A 19,694-nucleotide genomic window follows, 5' to 3' on the forward strand; every position below is an offset into this window, starting at 1 on the left:
TCGTGGGCAGTCTTTCATTCAGCCGGACGAATGTGCTTGAAGGGCGGAGTATCCTACGCGCCTATTGGCCGTCGGATGCGCGCTCACAATATTTGGATCCGGGCCGATACGAGAGAAGTCCGCTGATGATGTGGGTCAAGGCGGTGCCGTCCGACATGCGCGACCGGATAGGCCAGGAAATCCGAAGCGTTTGGCTCGGCCAGGCAGCTGATTGGGCGGCGAAAGCACCCGTACGAGGGAATGCATGGACAGCCTCTGACCACTATTGGGACGTGAGGTATACGAAAGACGCCGGCTTATTCCTTGAAGATTCTTAGTTGGCGTGTGCTGAATCCTTGGCGATTCGAGACGCCGGGCTCCTTCCCACTGGTGTCCCCCCGCTTACGCGTCAGCAGGTGGGGTGATGCCTGCGACACTGGGGGCATGAATATTCCAGAAGACGGGGGACGTCTGGAAGATGACCCCGAGTTTGCGGCCATGTTGGAGGAGTTCGGGTTCTTTCTGGCCCCCGAGGGCTACGAAGATGAGGACGATTACCCCGAGCCCAACCCGCTGTGGGTCGAGAACGGTGTGCTGCCCCCGGACGCGCGCGAACATTTGCTGTCCAACGAGGACGGGCGGGTGATTATCGATTACCCGCCCGATGACCAGCCGGGACTGGACGTGCTCGCCCCGGTCTTCGACGTCGTGCGCAGCGTCCAGACCACCTACGGGGTCACGGACTTCTCGCTGCTGGATGAGATCCCGCACCTGGAAGCGCTGAGCATTGATGACAAGATCAAGACCGCGCCGACCCGGAGGGAATGGCCGCAACTGCGGCGTTACGATGGCCCGTGGCAGCCGGAAGCCGCACCCTTCGTCGCCGCACCGCGCCTGGACTCGCTGCGCCTCCTGGGAGCCACCCAGGAGGCCTTGGACCTGATCCAAGGACCGCTGTCCTCCCTCTTCCTGCAGCGACTGAAGGTGGCCGACGGGTCACCCGGATGGCCGCACCCTGCCGAGATTGTCAGCATCGACACCACCCGACGGGTTGATGTCAGCCGTATCCACCAGCTGGCCTCGGCCGAGAAGATCAGGTTCGACGGCATCGGCGAGGTCTCCGGCCTCGACGTCGTCTCCGCCGAGCACCCGCTGCGGGAGCTGCACCTGGAGAACGTGCGCAGCCTGGGCACCACGGTCAATCCCTGGCTGATCCAAGCGGACAGGACTTACGTCATGGGCAGGCCCAACGTGATGAAGTGGGTCAATGAAGCCCTGCTCCACCGGCCCGACGACTGGGACCAGCGCTGGGTGCTCGACCATGGCTGGGTGCCCTAGAAAACGGATCCTGGGCCTCCTCGTTCAGCGCTACCGGGCGATCGGGGTGCCATTGGCTGTGACAGGTTTGGATGGCCCCGGTAGGACGGTTATATTGGGCCCCATTTCATGACTCGCCGGGCGCTTGTGACGGTTATTTGTGGCCCCGCCTTCAACGTTGGATCCATCAGCGGATGGATGCGGCGGAGGGCGGGCTGGATGGAGTCGAGAGTGGAGTTGTTCGCGCAGATTCGAAGGGATTCCCGGGTTGAGGAGCTGTCGGTTCGCGCGCTGGCCCTCCGGTACCGGGTTCACAGAAGAACGGTGCGGCAGGCTCTGGAATCAGCTACCCCTCCGGAACGTAAGCCGAGGCAGGGGGTGTCCTGGCGGCTGGAGCCGTTCAAGGCCGCGATCGACGCGATGCTGATCGAGGACACTACGGCGCCGCGGAAGCAGCGTCATACCGCGCGCAGGATCCTGGCCCGGCTGATCGAGGAGCACGGAGCGCAGGAGCTGTCCTATTCGACGGTGCGGGACTACGTGCGGGTCCGCCGGGCACAGATTGATGTGGAGGCCGGACGCCGAGTCGAGGCGTTCGTCCCGCAGGAGCACGCGCCCGGCGCGGAGGCCGAGGTGGACTTCGGTGAGGTCTGGGTCGTGCTGAACGGGGTGAAGACCAAGTGCTATATGTTCATCTTCCGGTTGTCGCACTCGGGCAAGGCCATTCACCGGATCTATCCAACGCAGGCGCAGGAAGCCTTTCTGGAAGGCCATATCGAGGCGTTCAACGAGCTCGGCGGCGTGCCGGTCAAACACATCCGCTATGACAATCTGACCAGCGCGGTCTCGGCTGTGGTGTTCGGGCAGGGCCGGCAGCGCAGGGAGAACGACCGGTGGATGTTGTTCCGCTCGCACTACGGCTTCGATGCCTTCTACTGCCAGCCCGGCATCGCCGGTGCGCATGAGAAAGGCGGGGTCGAGGGCGAGGTGGGCTGGTTCCGACGCAACCGGCTCTCCCCGATGCCTGTCGCCGTGTCCCTGGATGAGCTCAACGACCGCATCCGCGGTTGGGAGGCCTTGGACGAGGCCCGACGGATCAATGACCGGATCCGCACCATCGGCCAGGACTTCGGAACCGAACGGCCGTTCCTGGCACCGTTGCCGGCCGAAGCTTTCGATCCCGGACTGGTGCTGAACCCGCGGGTGGATCGGTCTTCGATGATCACGGTGCGGATGGTGAAGTACTCCGTCCCGGCCCGGCTCATTGGCCGCAGGGTCCGGGTCTCGCTGCGGGCATCCGAACTCGTGGTCTTCGACGGCCGAACCGTGGTTGCCCGGCATCAGCGGGTTGCCGCGCGGTCCGGGCAATCGGTCGAGCTGGATCACTACCTGGAGGTCCTGAAAATCAAACCCGGCGCCCTGCCCGGGTCCACTGCTCTGGCCCGGGCCCGTGAATCCGGGGCGTTCACCAGTGCGCATGAGGCGTTCTGGGCCGCCTCCCGCCGGGTCAACGGCGACGCCGACGGGACACGGGAACTCATCGACGTCCTGCTGCTGCACCGGTCCATGGACGCCGCGGACATCCAGGCAGGGATCACCGCGGCGCTGGGCGTGGGCGCTGTCAGTGCCGACGTCGTCGCCGTCGAAGCCCGAAGGCACGCCGCCAGCGCGCCGTCGGGTGGGGCCGGTCCGGGCCGTCATCCCGCTGCTCATGCTGACGTGAAAGTGCAACGGGTTGTCAGTCTCACCCAGCGCCGGCTCATGGACCCCGCCGCCGTCATCGCCGGGCTCCCGCCCGACACCCGGCCCGTTCCCTCGATCGGCGCCTACGACGAACTGCTGCTCAAACGCACTGAGCACTCCGCTGGAACCGTGTCGAAGGAGAACATCTCATGAGCCCCACCGCCCCGGCCACGACCATCACCCCGACGCTGCGCCGGCGCCGGGGCCTGACCGAGCAGGCCGCGGTCGCGGCCGTGGACCAGGCCTGCCGGCGTCTGCGCCTGCCCACCATCCGGGCGGTCCTGGACGAAGCCCTGACCGCCGCAGGGAAGGAACAGCTCTCCTATCAGGGATTCCTGGCCGAACTGCTGCTCGCCGAGTGCGATGACCGGGACCGGCGCTCGTCCATCCGCCGCGTCAAGGCAGCCGGCTTCCCCCGGGATAAGTGGCTGGGAGATTTCGATTTCGCCGCGAACCCGAACATCAACCCCGCGACCGTCCATACCCTGGCCACCGGGGACTGGATCCGCAAAGGCGCACCCCTGTGCCTGATCGGCGACTCAGGAACCGGCAAGTCCCACCTGCTCATCGGGCTCGGCACCGCAGCCGCGGAAAAGGGATACCGGGTCAAATACACCTTGGCCACCCGGCTCGTGAACGAACTCGTCGAAGCCGCCGACGAGAAAGTCTTGGCCAAGACCATCGCCCGTTACGGGCGCGTGGACCTGCTGTGTATTGATGAGCTTGGCTATATGGAACTGGACCGCCGCGGCGCCGAGCTGCTGTTCCAGGTCCTGACCGAACGTGAGGAGAAGAACTCCATTGCGATCGCCAGCAACGAATCCTTCTCTGGCTGGACCAAGACCTTCACCGACCCGAGGCTTTGCGCAGCCATCGTGGACCGCCTGACCTTCAACGGCGCCATCATCGAAACCGGCACCGACTCCTACCGCCTCGCCCGCACCATCGCCCAACACACCTCCAGCTAGCCTCAGAAGCCGCTCACAATTCTTCGGTACCGGGGAAACGGCGGCGCGACGAACTCCCTGCAATCACACCTTTTGAGGACAAGCCAAAGAATCCGCATGTGCTGGTCTTACTGATAGCACATGCGGATGCTTGGTAGTCGTGTACAGGCTACTGCTGGAGAGGCCTAAGGCTCACCACGATGTGTGCGTTCACTCTCGAGGAGGAAGACGGCCACGGAGATAAGCGCGATGATCCCTAGAATCAGGACGAACCAATCGGACGCTGCTGCAACACGGTAAAAGCCGAATATCACCAAGCCGATGGCCAGCAGACCCCAAACAAGACTAAGGCTTCGACCTCGTTCACGATACGTCCAGATTTTTCCCTTTTTCGGAAACATTTCATCATCCCATTAGCGACTCGCCCGATCCTGCGTTTTCAGACATTGCAGGGATATTAGCTGGGAGAGAGTAACAATGCTGCTGAAATGATGAGCAAAACAGCACCTAGGATAGCTAGTGCGAGGAGTACCCTTCGCTGGTTCGAGAAGGGCTCTCCTTTACTGCGGGGATGCCTCATGCTGTAGATGGCCGCGGGTAAGCCCAAAAGAACGGCCAAAATTGTTAGAGTTGCTACCGACTGCATGGCATTCCTTTCAGCAGGATAATTTCTGCATAACTGCGTAAGTAAGGCTTATAGCCGCCGTTCCCGCAGATAGTAGCCCTAGAGCTAGGCCCGCAGGAGCCCCTAGTATCGTTCCAGTGGCGAACAGCGCACCCACGCCGGAAGCGAGCGAAACGGCGCCGACTCCGATTGAGGCCATGCCCAGGGCTGTGCAGTAGCTGCTCTGTAAGCCGCTCGGGTCGGACACATTCACTGGGTTGCATTCAGCATATGCGTAGCGGTTGGCCTCTTGTCCTGAGGGGTCGGGTTGGGTGAAGCGGCCGGTGGTGGCGTCGTAGTAGCGGGCGCCGAATTTGTTGAGTGCGGTGGCTGCGTCTTTGTATTCGCCGAGGTATTGGAAGCGGTTGGTGCCTGCCTGTGTGCCGGTGCCGGTGGTGCGGCCCCAGGAGTCGTAGGTGTAGGTGGCTACCTTGGTTTGGGTGCTGTCGGTCAGGGCGATGGTGGATTTGAGGGCGTCGGCGGTGTAGTAGAAGGTGCCGGCGCTGTTGGTCATGCTGATCAGCGTTCCCTGCGGGTCGCGGACGAATGAGGTGGTGGTGGTGCCGCTGGTCTGCCGGGTGAGGCCGAGCAGCCCGTTGACGAAGGTGGTGGTTCCTGCGCTGGTGCGTTCGGTGTTGGACGGTCCGGCGTAGGTGAACGGGAGAGCGGTGGTGGAGCGGGTGTGCGAGGTCATCTGGTTGAAGGTGTTCCAGATGCTGGTCGGGGTCCCGGATTTGGTGTTGTTACCGTTCGCATCGTACGTGTAGAGGGCGGCCCCGGCCGGGGGTGCGGTGCAGGTTCCGGCGGTGCTGCCGGTCCAGCAGAGCTGGTCGGCGGCGTTGTAGGCGTAATGCACTGTGGCAGCGCCGGTCTTGGATGCGGTGAGCCGGTTGCCGTTCGCGTCGTAGGTCCAGGAGTCCGTGACGGTCCCGACGGCGGCGGAGGTCAGGCGGGCCATTTTGTCGTAGCCGTAGGTGGTGACCGCGCCGGTTTCGTCGGTCATGGTCTTGCGCAGCGCCCCGTCCCGCGCCGTGGTGGCGTGGGTGGTGTAGGTGTAGGCGCGCTTGGCCAGTACGGTGCCGGCGGTGTTGGTCGCGGTGATCGAGGTGATCCTTGCGGCCTTGTCATAGACGGTGGTGTTCTTCACCCCGTTCGGGTAGCGGGTGGCGGTTCGCCGGTCATTGTTGTCGTAGGTGAAGCCGGTGCACTTCGTGTCGTTCGGGAACACCGGGGTCGCCGGGCAGGACCCGTCGGGCTCGGCGAGGGCGATCAGTCGGTCATCATCGTCGTACCGGTAGTCCACGGTCCCTGTGGGGTCGGTGTAGCTGGTGATGTTCGACGCCTGATCATAAGTCGCCGAGGTCGTCACCCCGTCGACGGCCTTGGAGGTGGGCCGGTTCTGCGCGTCGTAGGCCACGGTGGTGGTGCCGGCGGCATCGGTGCGGTCCGTAAGGTTGCCGTTGGCGTCGTAGGTGTAGGTGACGCAGTCCGCGAGGGCGCAGGTGGCGCTGTAGCGGATCTGCTCCAGCCGGTCGATCCCATCGTAGGCGTAGACGGCGGTCTGGTTCTTCCCGTCCTTGCTGGTCGCGATCCGGCCGGCGGCATCGAACGTGTTCGTCACCGCGCCGAGCGGGGAGGGCCGGGTGATGGTGACCGGGTTCCGGGTGGCGTCGTAGGTGATGGAGGTGGTGTTGCCCTTCCCATCGATGGTCTTGCAGAGCTGGCCGCGCAGCGCCCCGCAGCTGGTGCCGGCAGCGTCGCCCTGGTACCGGTTGACCAGGGTGCCGCCCTGCCCGAACGGCGTCAATGTCTGATACGGCCGCTGCGTGACACTGTCGTAGGTGAAGCTGGTGGTGTTGTTTTCGCTGTCCACTGCGGTCAGCGGCTGGTATTCCAGCCACGCCTCGCCCGCCGTGGCGGCAGGGTAGGTGTAGGAGACTTGCTTGCCGGTGCCGCCGGTCGCCCCGGCGGGGGAGGTCACGTTCTTGAGCGTGTTGTTCGGGTTGTAGGTCGAGGTAGTCAGGTTCCCGAGCGCGTCGAGGTCGGTGAGCACATCATCGTGGTTGTTGTAGGTCTTTTTGGATGTGTGGCCGAGGGGGTCGGTGACCTGGGTGACCTGCCTTGCCGCGTTGAACGTGAACACGGTGGTCCGGTTATCCCCGTCGGTCAGGTGCGAGGTGGTGGCATTGACCGGGGTGAGGGTGTGCACGGTGCGGGCGGTGGTGTTGGCGCCGTAGTCGATTTCGGCGGCCTTCCCGTCGCTGCCGTAGGACAGGTCCGTCCTGGTGCCGCGGGCATCAGTGAGGGAGGTCAGCTTCCCGTTGGTGAAGGTGAAGAGGGTCTCCTTGCCGTCGGCATCGATGAGGGACCTGATCCGTCCGTCGCTGTCGTAGTCGATCAGGATAGTCCGGCCCAGGGTCTGGTCGGTGATCTTCGAGGGGGATTCTTCGTTGCCGCTGTCCTGGTACTCGTAGGTGACCTGCCGGCCGTTCGGCGTGGTGATGCTGGACAGGCGGTCGTATGCGTCGTAGGCGTAGACGTTGCGGTCGGCCGTCGCGATGTAATGGTGCCCGGTGTGCGTGAGCCGGAAGGTGCCGTTGACGTTCTGGTAGAAGTTCGTTTCCCCGGAGTCGTTGAACCGCAGCGTCACGGCGGTGGCGCTGAACGCGGTAATCGAGGCATTCAGCCCCGCAGGCATCGTCCACCCGCCGCCGGTCTTCGGCACGAACTTGTAGGTGCCGCCGTCGGCCGCCGTATAGGTTACGGAATCGTCGGCCCCGACCGTCAGGGCGGTTTCGTGGGTGCCTTCGGAAAGGGTGGGTCGGTGGTCGTTGATGCTGTTGTACCGCCAGGACAGATCGATGTCCCGGTCCGCGCCTTCCAGGTGCAGCAGCTTCCCGGTCAGCACGGTATTCCCCGTGGCCGGGTTCCAGCCCAGCTTCACCGTATCCGTCAGGTCGCGCGAGACCATCTGCGCGGCCTTGCGGTTCCCGGCCAGGATCCCGTCCGGCCCGGCGGCCGGCGGCAGATCATCCCCCGACAGTGCCAGACTCTCGGTCGTGCCCGGGTTCAGCGGCTCCGTGACCGCCGGCGCGAGCGTGCCCGGCGGTTCCCCCATCGACGGGACACCAGGCGCTGCCGGTACCGCAGCGGCAGAAACCCCGGCGCCGGTGACGGTCAGAGCTGAGGTGACAAGACATGCCAAAATGGCGCGACGAACTCCCATAACGGGTCCCCCAAAGTTAGTCGGTTAGCCCGCCCCCTTGCGGACTAAGGCCAAGTGTGAAGCATGTCTCTCACGCTGGCAATACCTTTAACCCCGATGGTCCGTGCAAAGTAGGAAAGCGTCCAGTGGCCATAGCCCGCTGTGAGTGCGACGCAATGCACGGGCAGTCCGGGCGTGCGGCAGGCAGGTTTTGCGTGAAGGCTGCAATAACCCAGGCCACAGGGGGTGGGGCCAAGAATAGCCGTCGTGCCGGGGCCAAAAAGGGTTGACATAGTCATGCCATTTACCTCCGTGACTCACTCCATGGAGCGAACCAGGGAAGAACGCCACCGTGCAGTGTCTCGAAACCTGCGCGTCTCGAATCGCTAGCGTTTCGCAGCATCTGGGTTGTGAGACACATCGCCTCTGTTTGGAGAAGTCGCCCGTAATAGGATCGGCGAAAGGCTCAGCGTTCCGCGAACGATTGACGATGCTATTCCCCTGCAGTTGTATTAGCGCATGGGGGATTCGAAGGACGGCAAGGAGAGGACCGCTGGGGCGATCGCTATGTTGGTCCTGGCCGGCGCAGCCGTCACTGCCATTTTGATAAGTCCGCGGAATGGAATAGTCGAGATCGCTCTGGTCATGGTTCCTGTGCTTGCTGCAGGACTAGCCGTAGAGGCATGGCGTCTGGGATGGCGGAAGAGCGAATCGGAGACCTTCAAACTAAGTCGGGAGCGCTGGAAGTTTGTTGTCCATGGAGGAGTGGCAGTTCTGGCGATCATTATCGGATCTGTTGTGACCCTGATCCAATCGCATACTCTGCTCCTTGTCGCGGCGTTCCTTATGGCAGCACAGCTGATCTTTCTCCTGTTCGATCGAATACCTGCTAGGTCAGCGGCCTAAGACTCGTTCTCGTCGCCTACTCGGTGTCTCGCAACCTGCTCGTCTCGAATCGCTAGGGTTGTGAGACGCCCCAATCGAGGGGACCTTCACATGATGCATTAGGAAGGCCCTGGCCGGCGTCAGCGTCTGGCGTAGGCCCAGCCCTGCCACTGGCGTTCGGCCAAGTGTGCGATTACGGCCGGCACGGACGTTACCACCAGCAGGAGCTGATCTTCCTGGAAACCGAACGAACGCATGTTGTTGCGGCAAGCGCTGACCCGGGCGTCCTTGGCGAGAGCTTCCTTGATCGGGGCTTCCATGGGAGAGTCCTTGGCCAGCACCTTGACCCGGGGACCTGGATGATGGCTCCAATCCTGCTGCCGGCGCGAAGCGAGGCGCGGGCATTGAGGCAACTGCGCAGGATGGGGGCAACCAATCTTCCGTCCCCGGACCCGCCCCGTGGAGGAGGAGACCGGGCCGGTCCCGGAATTGGTCGGGATGAAGCGCGGGTGATGTCACGGGCGATACCTTCTCCGGAATTCCCTGCGCTCTCCGGCAACTTCTGCCGGTCCGGTTTTCCGGTGTCTGCGGCCGAGGCGCCAATGCAGGTCAGCCGCGGTTTTCTGTGGACGCCCGGCAAAAACCAAGCCTACTGTGTAAATGCGCAGGGGGTACGTGCATGAAGGGATGATCAGGAGCGGACATGGCGAGTAAAGCATCTGCAAATGCCCGAAACGAGGGTGCCGGGATGAAAGGAATCGGACTTCCCGGCACGATACTTGGTATCGGACTGGGCGGATTCGTTGACGGCATCCTGCTGCACCAGATCCTGCAGTGGCACCACATGCTCACCAGCGCCGACACAGCCAACATCGACATCGGCTCCTTCCCCGCAACCACCGTCCACGGCCTGCAGATGAACACCCTCTGGGACGGGTTCTTTCACACCGTCACCTGGCTGGCTGTGCTGATCGGACTCGGCATCCTGTATTCCCGCATCACCGGGTCCCGCGGACGCATCTGGAGTTCGAGCGTGCTCTGGGGATGGATCCTGCTGGGATGGGGGGTCTTCAACGTGGTCGAGGGAATCATGGACCACCACATTCTAGGTATCCACCACGTCATCAGCGGCGAATATCAAACACTGGCAGACATCCTTTTCCTCATCTTCGGCGCCCTGCTGATCATCGGCGGCTGGCTCATGCAGCGCTCCGGCCGAACGGTGGACCTCAGCGCCGCGGCTGAACCCCGGAGGTCTTCCGCAGGATGATGGCTACTACGGTCCATGAAGCCCACGGCCATGAGAGTTTCGGATCGTTAGAAACGGCCCTGCCGGTGCTCCTGCTGGCCGTCATCGCACTGGGCTATCTGGTCCTCGCCTCCAGGCGGAGGCGGGAGCCCCGCGGCTGGAATCCGTGGCGCACGAGGGCATTTCTGGGCGGCGCAGGCCTGCTCGCCCTGGGACTGAACCCCCAGATCTCGCCCTTTGCGGCCGGAGGACTGTCCTCGCACATGTACCAGCACCTGCTGATCGGCATGTACGCGCCCATCGGACTGGTCCTCGGGGCGCCGGTGACACTGCTATTGCGGTCCCTGCCTCGGCGATATGGCAAGATCGCTGGACACCTCCTCAGGTCGCTCCCAGTCCATATCATCGCCCACCCGGTGACAGCACTTGTCCTGAACCTGGGCGGGCTCGCCGTACTCTACTTCACCCCCTTCTACGCCGTGGCCGCGCAGGCCCAGGGCCCGCATCATCTGATCCACCTGCACTTTCTCGCCGCAGGGTACCTCTTCGCCTGGGTGATAGCCGGCCCGGACCCCGCCCCGCGGCGACCCTCCGTCCCGGCCCGGCTTATCGTCCTCGGTGTCGCAATTGCCGGACACGCCGTGATTTCCCAGCTTCTCTACGCCGGCCTATTCGTCCAGGTCGCGGCCCCGCCCGAGGAGCTGCGCCAAGCGGGCGAACTCATGTACTACGCAGGAGACATGGCCGAACTTATCCTGGCCTTCGCCATGGTCTCCACTTGGCGCCCTGAATCCGGCAAGAGGCGGCTCTCCCACGGACAGAAAGCGCTGCCGGCCGCTCCTGCCTAATGCCTTCGGGGCCGGGGGCACCGTTCAGGGTTCCTCCATCTATCTCGATGTCTCTAAACCTTCCCGTCTCGAATTGCTTCGTTGCGAGACGGTTGCATTTGCCTTGAACAAACCTGTGACTGTTGGCCGAGGATGATGGGCTTCGAGCTTGGCGCTGGTTGCTTGGGAGCCAGGAATCGCCTGTTGACGTCACGTCCGCCGGATCCTCGGGCACTCGGCGCTGCAGGTCTTTCAGGGGCTGCCGGTTATTGGCCTCGCCGTGCGGCGGTCGTGGTGGGGCGCACCGGTGTGGTTAGGCGGTTCTTGGGCACTGCCTGGTTGGCGGGGCTGTGCCGGCACATTTCGCGAGCCCGCCCGCGGGTCGCGTGCTTGACTGGCAGCACGTCGCTGTGGACGATGTTCGCATCGGCTCACCTCGCTCCGCCGGGCCTGTCGGTGGTGCCCCTCGGCGCCGCGGGCGGTGGTCTGGGCGAGCAGCATTAGAACTCGGTGCTTTGTGCGGTCCTTCGCGGTTCGCCCGGAGCCCGAGGGCTCAGCCCAGGATCGGCCCCTCCGCGGTGCCGGAGGGCGTGGGGTCCGGAAGCCGCATCATGCGGAAGGAAGTGGCCAAACCGGCGAGGCCGGCCAGCAGCGGCACGAAGAGCGCGATTTGGAGTGCCAGCGGCCGCGCCTGGGTGTTGATGCGGATGATCTCCTCTTGGTACTTCTCCGGCTGGCCGGCGAGGAGTTCCTCGAGCTGCGCATTGCTCAGCACTTGGGCGTCCTCCTCCAGCACTTGGGCGACCTGCTGCTGCTCGTCCGGCGGGAGCACCGTGCTGGAGGTCGCCATGGAGGTGAAGATGATCGACAGTGCCGCCAGCATGATGCCGCCGGCAAACGCGAGCCCGAAGGAGAGGCCGAATGAGCCGGCGGCCGAGTTCACGCTGGCGGCCTCGCTGACCCGCTCGTCCGAGATCGGCGAGAGGGTGTAGTTGTTCAGCTGCGAGACCAGCAGGCCCAGACCCCCTCCCGCGATGACCAGCGGGAGCAGAAGCCACCAGCCGGAGTCCGCGCGCGGCACGATCGGCACGAGCACCAGCAGGCCCCCCATCAGCAGCAGGAAGCCCCATCTGATGAAGCTGGCCGGACGCCGCGTGCCGCTCTTCTTTCCGGCGAGCATGGCGACCGCGAACATGGTCAGCGAGAGCGGGGCGATCGACAACCCCGACTGCATCGCGTTGTATCCGAGGACCATCTGGAGGTAGATGGGCAGCACGATCATGGTGCCGCCGAGGGCGATCTGCTGGAGCATTTGCCCCGTGGCGCCGAACCGGAAGGCTTTCGAGTGGAACAGGTCCGGGTCCAGCAGCAGCGCCTTGTCCTGGCGCTTACGCCGAACGAGCCAGTACGCCAGGCTGCCCAAACCGACGGCCCCCACGGCCAGGAGCGCGCCGACTGCCTCGCCGCCCTCCTGCCAGACGAGGATGCCGAGCACGATGCCGCCCATGCCCACGATGGACAGCACCGATCCGACGACGTCCAGCGTTCGGGGCCCCAGGAACGGGACGTCGTGGACCAGTTTGATGCCCAAAAGCACGGCCGCGATGATGAGGGCCTCGAGCAGGAAGGCAACACGCCAGGACAGGAACGTGGTGATGAACCCGCCGAGCAGCGGCCCTACGGCGGCCGCGATCGCGGCCGAGGCCCCGACCAGGGCGTAGACCCTTTTCTGCGCCGCACCCTCGAAGTTGCCATGGATGAGGGACTGCATGGCAGGCAGCAGCAGCGAGGCGCCCAGGCCGCCGATCAGCGCCCAGAAAATGATGATGGGGAGCAGGGTCTGGGCCAGCGTCATCGCCAGGGCCCCGAGGGCGTAGCAGACAAGCCCGATCACGTAGGCGCGCTTGCGCCCGATCAGGTCGCCGATCTTGCCGCCGATCAGGATGAAGGCGGCCGACACCAGCGCCTCGAGCGCGATCGTCGACTGGAGGCCGCTGACGGTCGCCCCGATGTCGTGCACCACCGCCGAGATCGAGACGTTCATGATCGAGGTGTCGACGACGAGCACGAACATCGCCATCGCCAGCAGCAGGGCGAGCTTTTGGTTGAACGGCGCCGTCGGGGCATCGCCGTCATTTGGCGGGTTCACTGTTGGCCGCCTGCTCGGCCCGCGAGGTGCGGGTTCATGTTTGAAGCGGACATATCGCCTCCTGTGGCGTCGCCTGGCAGGTGCACCGGTGAGGGGTCCTGCAAACCAATACAACCAGCATCCACCCGGGTCGCGGAAGGCCGGAACCGCGGCCAAGCCCCGCTTCGGGTGCAGTGACTGGGACACCCAAGCGGGTGGCGGTCCGCGACCGGCGAGAGAAGGAACCGATGGGGGGCCGGTGGTTCCGCCTCAATGCCGGCGCGGATGGTCGTTTCCACCGCGCAGGCTGTAACCAAACGCTGGTCGGTTTGGCAGCGACGAACTCTGTCATCAGCAGGGCCACCGGGGTCATGAAGACCAGGGCGACGCTGTAGTGCCGGATGACGAAGACCTCGCCGATGAACTGCAGCGCGGCGAGCAGGACGGCCAGCTGCAGCGGGCTCCAGTCGACGGTCAGCAGGCAGGCGGTCAAGAGCACGCCGCCGTAGGTGCCCACAGTGCGGTGCACCGCACGGACCGGGCCACGGGTGGCATCGGCAGCGGCGATCGGCGCCGCGGCGGCAACCATGGCCCAGTAGCTGTGGCCCAGGTCGGCCAGTGTGGCCAGGGAGCCTGCTGCGCCGATCGCCACTGTGTAGCGGCCGGCATGCATGAGCATCCGCGGCCACGGCGGGTGCGGGGCTTCTCGCCGGCCGCGGCGCGGTTCCATGCGGCGGGCGCGCAGGCGCCCGGCGAAGCCGAGGAGAAGAACGACGGCGACGCTGCCCGCCGTCGTGAGGGCCGCCTCCCCCAATGCCTGCAATCACCCTACCTGGCAACACACGCTGAACTGCTCCGGTCCGGCCGTCAGTCTTTCTTGAGTTCCTCGGCGAGCATCACGATGATGCCGCTGGGACCGCGGACGTAGGTGAGCTTGTAGATGTCCTGGTAGGTCGCGACGCCGCGAAGCGGACGGCAGCCGTGCCGCGCGGCTATCTCCAGGGCTGTGTCGATGTCGTCGACTGAGAAGGCAACGCGGTGCATGCCAATCTCATTGGGACGGGTGGGCTCCGTCTCGATCGCTTCGGGGTGGATGTATTCGAAGAGCTCAAGGCGTCCGTGACCGTCTGGCGTTTGGAGCATCGCTATGTTGGCGTGGTTGCCGTCAAGGCCGACGGCGGTGTCGGTCCATTCGCCACTGACCGTGTCACGGCCGACGACCGTGAGACCGAGGTCGGTGAAAAAGGAGATCGTTGCTTCGAGGTCGCGGACGGCGATGCCGACGTTCTCAAATTTGATGGCCATGCGTTGCAGGCTACCGATCCGGGCTGTATTGCTCCAGAGCCTGTGCGGTCAAACCGCAGACTATCGCCAACCCCACGTCAACCAATCGGCAACTCTGCTCTTGATGGGGTCGGGTCCGCATTGTGGGCGGCCGGTACCGTCCCGCCCGCCGCCAGTCCGAAGGCAGGTACGACGCCAGCGGCCGGCTTCCGCCGTCGTACCTGTCCGCATGCGGCCATCACGCGGTTAGCTGTGGACTGCCCGGTCGATCGCGCGGGAAAGATCCCGGTACAACGCGCCGGAAGGACGCACGTTCAGCTCGGCCCGGTCTTCTGCTACGGCGAGGTGGTAATGCCCGGACTCGCCGGCATTGATGAACGTCTCCGGGCGGCCGCTTCCGGGTTCCAGCAGCAGCTGCCAGACGAACCAGGGCTGTCGCCACATGTTCATCAGAACCGGGTCGGCAGCCTCCGGCACCGGGACCGTCTCGTCACCGAATCGGCGGTTGACGGTCCGCAGGTCGATGGACAACGGCTCCGAGGCAAGGCTCCAGGCAGGGGCGATCCCGGTCCAGGCGGCGATGTCCGGATAAAGGTGGTCCAGGGCCAGGAAGTCCAGCTGGTGTCCGGCCTGCGGATGGCCGGCGAGGAATTGGTCGTAGGACGGGCCCGCCAAGACCAGGCAACCCTCCGGGCCGAGCCACGCTTGGAAGACCGAGGCCCGACCGCGGTACTGGGCCGTGATGCGCAGCGAGGCGACGGAATCCTGCCAGGGGCTGGTGATTAGCCGGCCCTGGCCGGTCAGCTTGCCCTTGTCCGTCAGCAGACCCGCCGACACCAGCGGGGCCAGTTCGGCCGCTTTGCCGGCGATGCCGAAGCGGCCAAGCTTGCCGGACTCAGCGGCGGTCTGCAGCAGCTGGAGGCTGCCAGCGGTAAGCCACGGCCCCTGGGAGGCGTATGGCTGCTTGGCGGCGATGCCGGAGAGCTGCTCGAGCTGTTCGCCGGTGTGTGCGGAAGCGAAGGCCTCGGTCCGCGGCTCCTTATGGGGAAACTCGGCCATCAGCCGGCCCTTCGGAACTCGATCTTGGCGGCCAGGTAGCCGAACAGTTCGTCAAACGCCGTCAGCTGGGTGGAGGCGCACGTCGCTGTGACATCCACGGCGCGGCCGTCCACGGCGAAGGTCCAGCGCTGGACATGCAGGACCTGGTTACCCAGCTGGTGGCTGTATTCGATCTGCCGCCCGCTGCCGGCAGGGTGCGGCCAGATGTTACAGGCGATCAGGTGCGCCCGGTCCAGCTCGCCGATGGCGGCGGCCATGGCGAAGGTGGACAGTTTGGCGATGGAGCCGTCGTACGGCTGGCTGGTCACCACGACGCTGGGCCGGAACGCGCCGGTCCCTGCCGGCGGGGCGAGCAGCACCAGATCGGTCCCTTCGGGGCGTTGCCGGGACCAGCCGGCCGGGCAGGGGATCCGAATGTCGTTCGTTGTTTCGACCGGATCCGCCTCCGGGCTGGGCGCTATCATCGGCGTCCCTTCTGCTGCAGGCGCAGCGGTTCCTCGTGTTCAGCGGTGCGGACCCAGGCCGGGCGCATGAAGCGCGGGAGCCAGACAATGCTCAGCAGCGAGATCAGGATGCCGGCCACGGCGGGCAGAAGTGCCGCCGCCGTAACTGCATCGGGCGCTCCGTTCTCCGCCGCCCAGGCCGCCAGCGGGGCGAGCATGAACCCGATGCCGCCGTAGAGCAGCCCGAGGCCCGGGTAACTGCGGATCCCGGGGACCAGACCCCCGTAGGCTAGCCAGCGCCGCCAGCGCCCGGAGTAGGCGCGCCACCCGGCGACCGCCATCGCCGCGCCGGCCGCGATGGCCGCTAATCCCACAGAGAGTTCCACGCGCTCTTCAATCCCTCGCCTACTTTTTCGCCCAATCCGCTGCCGATCGCACCGCCGGCAATACCGCCCACGATACCGCCGACGACGGCGCCGACCGCAGTTCCGGGGCCGGGGAAAATCGATCCGATGGTGCCTCCGACGATCGCGCCGCCCTTGGCACCAGCCCAGGCTCCCGCCGCGCCGCCGGCCAGCGACGTCCCTCCGACGATCACCACGTTCTCAGCCGCGCTGGCCGCCCTCTGGCCGTCTGTCCAGTCAGGATGGTTGGCCAGATCCTCGTTGTACTGCGTAGATCCTTGTTCCCAGATGGTCATGCCGGCATCCAGCACGAATAGGCCCCGGGCGGCGTTCTTGGCCCAGGCCGGCGGAGTAACCGCGTCCGGGTCCAGTCGGAGTTCAGGGCGCGGCCGGGCATACCCATCCATGTCGATCGGCGGCCGGTTCACGTCCACGGTCGAACCGAGCGGCGCGAGGATGCCCGATGGGGTGCGGGCCCACTTCTGCCCATTGGCGTCAATGAAGTCGTAAGCCATGTCGTCCACGTGCAGCGGCCCCTCCAGCCGCAGCGGCGGACCGGGCTGCAGGTCGAAAACGCGTGGTTCGGTAACAACCTCCAGTGGCTTGCGCACATGCACCGGTGACTGGTGGACGTGCTCCAGGATGGTCTCGGCGATGTCTTTGTTGGTGCCCAGGGCGTCAACCCAGCCCGGCGTCCCAAGCTGGCCCGTAGCAGCGCCGATGGCGGCAATGCACTGGGCTTCGGCTTCCTCGTAGTCCCGCACGAGCCTGTTGATCCGGCACTGCAGTTCGACGCCGGCCTGCACCTGTTCCGGTGTCTGCTCAGCGCCCGGCGCGAGGCAGGGCCCGGCCTCGGCTACCAGGTTCGCATAGCGGGTCTTGAAGCCTCTCGACGCAGCCGCAAAGTCGGCCAGCGCATCCCGCATCAGGCCTGCCACCGTCCGGGCTTCGTCGCCGTAAGCCTTGACCTTGTCGAAAGCCCGGACGGCCTGGTCCGCTTCCGGTGCGCGGTAGACCGCACCCAGGCCGGACCACGTCGCATGGCAGTTGTCGCCGATGCTGTTGGCTGCTGCGCCCGCGGTGGCGATGGACTCGGCCTGCGTGTCCAGTGCGTCCGGGTCGGCGAAGTCCGGGACGGCTGCAAACGAGATGCTCACCCCTGCGGCACCTTGGACGCGGTCTCCTGCGCACGGGCAGCCATCTCCATGTCGCCGGCCTTGTACCAGTTGATGGCTTGGGCCGTGCCGTTGCATGCGTTGGTGGCCCGGGCGGTCGCATTCGACAGCAGCAGCCCGAGGTAGTCAGAGTGCGCCGCTTCGAGCGCCGCTTTGATCCCCGCGCTCCGGCAGGCTCCGCCGGCGGCCTCGACTGCGGTCTGCAGGTCTTTCTCCACGTCGTGGAATTTCAGCATCTCCTCCGCTGTCTGCGCGACGATCCCGCTGGACGCTGCGACGTCGATATCCCAGGCCGCCATTCCCACCACTTTCTGTCCGTTGCGCGGGCTTCTGCATCCCCGCCGGATCCACTCTAGGACAAAGGTTTCAGCTGCCGCGATGGGGAGAACTCCCCCTCGGGCCGGTTGCCCGCTGGCCGTTGTTCCTGACGCCGTGCGTCAGCCGGGGCCGTCCTGGAAGCGGGCGTCTTCGACGGCGTCCCGCAGGGTGTGCCAGACGAGGCTGGAGGACTGCGGCGCGAGCTGCACCCCGCCGTCATTATTGAGCCCGAAGAGATAGTGGCCCGCCGCGCCCGCGTTGACGAAACCGCGGCGGAAGCGGCCCGCGCCGATGGTGACGACCCAGACGAACCAGGGTTCGCCCCACATCCGGAGCAGCTGCGCGTCCGCTCCCTCCGGCGGCGGAGTCCGGGGGTCCAGTATCCGCCGTTCGAAATGCGGCCTCGGGACCTTGCGTGCCGGGGCGGCGGCCGTCCACGCCGGGCCGAGGCCTGCCCAGGCGGCCATCGTCGACGCCGCGTCCTCGGCCCCGGCGACGTCCAGCTGGACCATGCTGCCGCCGGCGCCGGACTCGTAACCGAGGAGCAGCGCCCGGGCGGAGCTTCCCGCGACCACGGCGGTCCAGCGGCGGCCGACCCAGAGCTGCAGGCTTGTCCGCTTTCCCTGGTGCCAGCCGTCGATCCGGGCCGTGGTCTGCGCCCTCTGCACCGCGTGCCGGAAGAACCGGGTGTCGGCGGTGTAGACGCCGCGGGAGTCCGTGAAGCCCCAGCTGCTGAATTCGCGGGCGAGGTGCGGGCGGCGAACCGCGGCGGCCTTCCCGAAGCGGTGCTGCGCCGAGTTGACCAGGACGGAGGCGGCCTCGGCGGACAGCCAGGGGCCGGTGGAGAAGTAGCCCTGACCATCGGCCAGGCCGGCCAGGTCCTCGGGCACTCCCCCATCCAAGGCGCCGCCGAGGCGGCCGGTTCCGCCATTGGACTGGAATTCGGGCTGCAGCACCGCGCTCATGCCGCCGCCTCGTCCCACTGCAGCGAGGCCATCATCGCGTCGAAGTGGCCGCGGACCAGCGGTACCTGCCCCACCGTGCTGCTGGCGACGACGTCGAGGAAGCGTTGCTCCAGCTTCAGGATCCAGCGCCGGACCAGCACCGCGGTTTCGCCGATCCGGTAGGTGAACTCGAGCCGGCGGCCCGGGCGGCCGGTGTGTTCGAGGGGTTCGCTGGCCATGAGCCGCGGGTCCTCGTACTGCTGCTGCGCTTCCTGCGCGGCCCGCAGGGCGATCCGCGGAAGCGGCTCGTCGGAGAAGTAGCTGACCACGACCAGGCTCGGGCGGAAGGTCCCCGCAGGAAGGCCGGCCAGGGCGGCAACCAGTTCGGTGTGTTCCACCGGGACGCGTTCCCAGCCCTCCGGCGTTGCCACATCGACGGCCAGGGGCGGATGGATCGTCCTCTTCACCCATCCCGCCACGCCCGCACTCCTTGTTCAACGCCGTATCGCGCCTACCAGCCTAGGCATGGATGGGTCCGCGCCGCGATGGGGAGGACTCCCCATCGCGGCGCGGACCGGCGGCTAGGACAGGTCAGAACGGGCCGTGCGACGCCCAGCGCGGCCCATACGCGGCGATGCTGATCCGCCGGTCCTCCGTTTCGTCCGGCTCATCGAAGTCAAGAACGACGGCGGTGCTGCCGCCGCCGGTGTCTGCGGCGGAACGGTCTGCTGCGGGCCCGGTCCCGGTGGACCGGTGCAGGCTGATGTCGAGCCAGCTGTCGGCCAGATGCTCCACGCGCCCGCGGCCCCATTCGACGACCGTGACCGAGCTGTCCAGCGTGTTCTCCAGGTCGATGTCATCAATCTCCGCGTCCGACTGCAGCCGGTAGGCGTCCACGTGCACCAGGTCCGGCCCTTGGCCCAGGGACGGATGCTCCCGCACCAGCACGAAGGTCGGCGAGATGATGCCCGGGCGCACGCCGAGACCCTCGCCCAGGCCCTGGGTGAACGTCGTCTTGCCGGCACCGAGTTCGCCGGTGAGGACCAGCAGGTCACCGGCCCGCAGCTGCGCACCGATCCGCTTGGCCAAGGCCTGCGTTTCCGCCGCGCCGGCCACCGGGTAC

19 protein-coding genes are annotated in these 19,694 nt (G+C 65.9%); 6 read left to right on the forward strand and 13 right to left on the reverse strand.

Annotated elements, in window-relative coordinates:
- Positions 1–423: 423 nt before the first annotated feature.
- The 3 genes from OC550_RS10490 (at position 424) to istB (ending at position 4,007) form a co-directional block, all read left to right on the forward strand.
- Entirely contained in the window at positions 424–1,317 is an 894-nt protein-coding gene (locus OC550_RS10490; protein WP_262105730.1) for a hypothetical protein, read from the forward strand.
- Between the two features lie 198 nt (positions 1,318–1,515).
- Complete coding sequence (gene istA / locus OC550_RS10495) at positions 1,516–3,192, forward strand: IS21 family transposase (RefSeq protein WP_262105731.1); 1,677 nt, start codon at positions 1,516–1,518, stop codon at positions 3,190–3,192.
- The gene (gene istB, locus OC550_RS10500; RefSeq protein WP_262105732.1) at positions 3,189–4,007 is read left to right on the forward strand and encodes an IS21-like element helper ATPase IstB; all 819 of its coding nucleotides are present in this window, start codon (positions 3,189–3,191) and stop codon (positions 4,005–4,007) included. The genes istA and istB overlap by 4 nt, the downstream gene beginning before the upstream one ends.
- Positions 4,008–4,642: 635 nt before the next feature.
- Here istB and OC550_RS10505 read toward each other — a convergent pair.
- Positions 4,643–7,768, reverse strand: a complete 3,126-nt coding sequence (locus OC550_RS10505; RefSeq protein ID WP_262105733.1) for an RHS repeat-associated core domain-containing protein — start codon at positions 7,766–7,768, stop codon at positions 4,643–4,645.
- A gap of 606 nt (positions 7,769–8,374) precedes the next feature.
- Here OC550_RS10505 and OC550_RS10510 point away from each other — a divergent pair.
- Positions 8,375–8,761 carry a hypothetical protein gene (locus tag OC550_RS10510; RefSeq protein ID WP_262105734.1) on the forward strand — a complete coding sequence of 129 codons (387 nt, stop codon included), beginning with the start codon at positions 8,375–8,377 and terminating at the stop codon, positions 8,759–8,761.
- 119 nt (positions 8,762–8,880) lie between these two features.
- Here the strand turns inward: OC550_RS10510 and OC550_RS10515 are convergent, their stop codons facing one another.
- The gene (locus tag OC550_RS10515) at positions 8,881–9,060 is read right to left on the reverse strand and encodes a hypothetical protein (RefSeq protein ID WP_262105735.1); all 180 of its coding nucleotides are present in this window, start codon (positions 9,058–9,060) and stop codon (positions 8,881–8,883) included.
- A gap of 428 nt (positions 9,061–9,488) precedes the next feature.
- Here OC550_RS10515 and OC550_RS10520 point away from each other — a divergent pair, with 428 nt between their 5' ends.
- Together OC550_RS10520 and OC550_RS10525 are read left to right on the forward strand one after the other, a co-directional pair.
- Positions 9,489–10,010: a DUF2243 domain-containing protein gene (locus OC550_RS10520; protein WP_262105736.1), complete on the forward strand. Its 522-nt coding sequence runs from the start codon at positions 9,489–9,491 to the stop codon at positions 10,008–10,010.
- The gene (locus OC550_RS10525; protein ID WP_262105737.1) at positions 10,010–10,837 is read left to right on the forward strand and encodes a cytochrome c oxidase assembly protein; all 828 of its coding nucleotides are present in this window, start codon (positions 10,010–10,012) and stop codon (positions 10,835–10,837) included. Before OC550_RS10520 ends, OC550_RS10525 begins: the two co-directional genes overlap by 1 nt.
- A 532-nt stretch (positions 10,838–11,369) precedes the next feature.
- On the opposite strand, the gene OC550_RS10530 is transcribed toward OC550_RS10525, so the two are convergent.
- The 11 genes from OC550_RS10530 to tsaE form a co-directional block, all read right to left on the reverse strand.
- On the reverse strand, positions 11,370–12,896 hold the full coding sequence (locus tag OC550_RS10530) for an MFS transporter (protein ID WP_262106315.1): 1,527 nt from the start codon (positions 12,894–12,896) through the stop codon (positions 11,370–11,372).
- A gap of 103 nt (positions 12,897–12,999) precedes the next feature.
- The gene (locus OC550_RS10535) at positions 13,000–13,767 is read right to left on the reverse strand and encodes an FUSC family protein (RefSeq protein WP_262105738.1); all 768 of its coding nucleotides are present in this window, start codon (positions 13,765–13,767) and stop codon (positions 13,000–13,002) included.
- Positions 13,768–13,811: 44 nt separating this feature from the next.
- On the reverse strand, positions 13,812–14,249 hold the full coding sequence (locus OC550_RS10540; protein WP_262105739.1) for a VOC family protein: 438 nt from the start codon (positions 14,247–14,249) through the stop codon (positions 13,812–13,814).
- A gap of 225 nt (positions 14,250–14,474) precedes the next feature.
- Positions 14,475–15,287: a hypothetical protein gene (locus tag OC550_RS10545; RefSeq protein WP_262105740.1), complete on the reverse strand. Its 813-nt coding sequence runs from the start codon at positions 15,285–15,287 to the stop codon at positions 14,475–14,477.
- The gene (locus OC550_RS10550) at positions 15,287–15,751 is read right to left on the reverse strand and encodes a hypothetical protein (protein WP_262105741.1); all 465 of its coding nucleotides are present in this window, start codon (positions 15,749–15,751) and stop codon (positions 15,287–15,289) included. The genes OC550_RS10545 and OC550_RS10550 overlap by 1 nt, the downstream gene beginning before the upstream one ends.
- Positions 15,748–16,104, reverse strand: coding sequence for a hypothetical protein (locus OC550_RS10555; protein WP_262105742.1), 357 nt, complete (start codon positions 16,102–16,104; stop codon positions 15,748–15,750). The genes OC550_RS10550 and OC550_RS10555 overlap by 4 nt, the downstream gene beginning before the upstream one ends.
- Positions 16,095–17,291 (reverse strand): hypothetical protein, encoded by a 1,197-nt coding sequence (locus OC550_RS10560; protein WP_262105743.1) that lies wholly within the window; start codon positions 17,289–17,291, stop codon positions 16,095–16,097. Before OC550_RS10560 ends, OC550_RS10555 begins: the two co-directional genes overlap by 10 nt.
- Positions 17,288–17,608: a DUF6507 family protein gene (locus OC550_RS10565; RefSeq protein ID WP_262105744.1), complete on the reverse strand. Its 321-nt coding sequence runs from the start codon at positions 17,606–17,608 to the stop codon at positions 17,288–17,290. Before OC550_RS10565 ends, OC550_RS10560 begins: the two co-directional genes overlap by 4 nt.
- 138 nt (positions 17,609–17,746) lie before the next feature.
- Complete coding sequence (locus OC550_RS10570) at positions 17,747–18,592, reverse strand: hypothetical protein (RefSeq protein ID WP_262105745.1); 846 nt, start codon at positions 18,590–18,592, stop codon at positions 17,747–17,749.
- Entirely contained in the window at positions 18,589–19,050 is a 462-nt protein-coding gene (locus OC550_RS10575) for a hypothetical protein (protein WP_262105746.1), read from the reverse strand. The genes OC550_RS10570 and OC550_RS10575 overlap by 4 nt, the downstream gene beginning before the upstream one ends.
- Before the next feature lie 112 nt (positions 19,051–19,162).
- Positions 19,163–19,687: a tRNA (adenosine(37)-N6)-threonylcarbamoyltransferase complex ATPase subunit type 1 TsaE gene (gene tsaE / locus OC550_RS10580; RefSeq protein ID WP_262106316.1), complete on the reverse strand. Its 525-nt coding sequence runs from the start codon at positions 19,685–19,687 to the stop codon at positions 19,163–19,165.
- Positions 19,688–19,694: the final 7 nt, after the last annotated feature.

Origin of the sequence: Arthrobacter sp. Marseille-P9274 (assembly GCF_946892675.1) — a bacterium.
Taxonomy (GTDB): Bacteria; Actinomycetota; Actinomycetes; order Actinomycetales; family Micrococcaceae; genus Crystallibacter.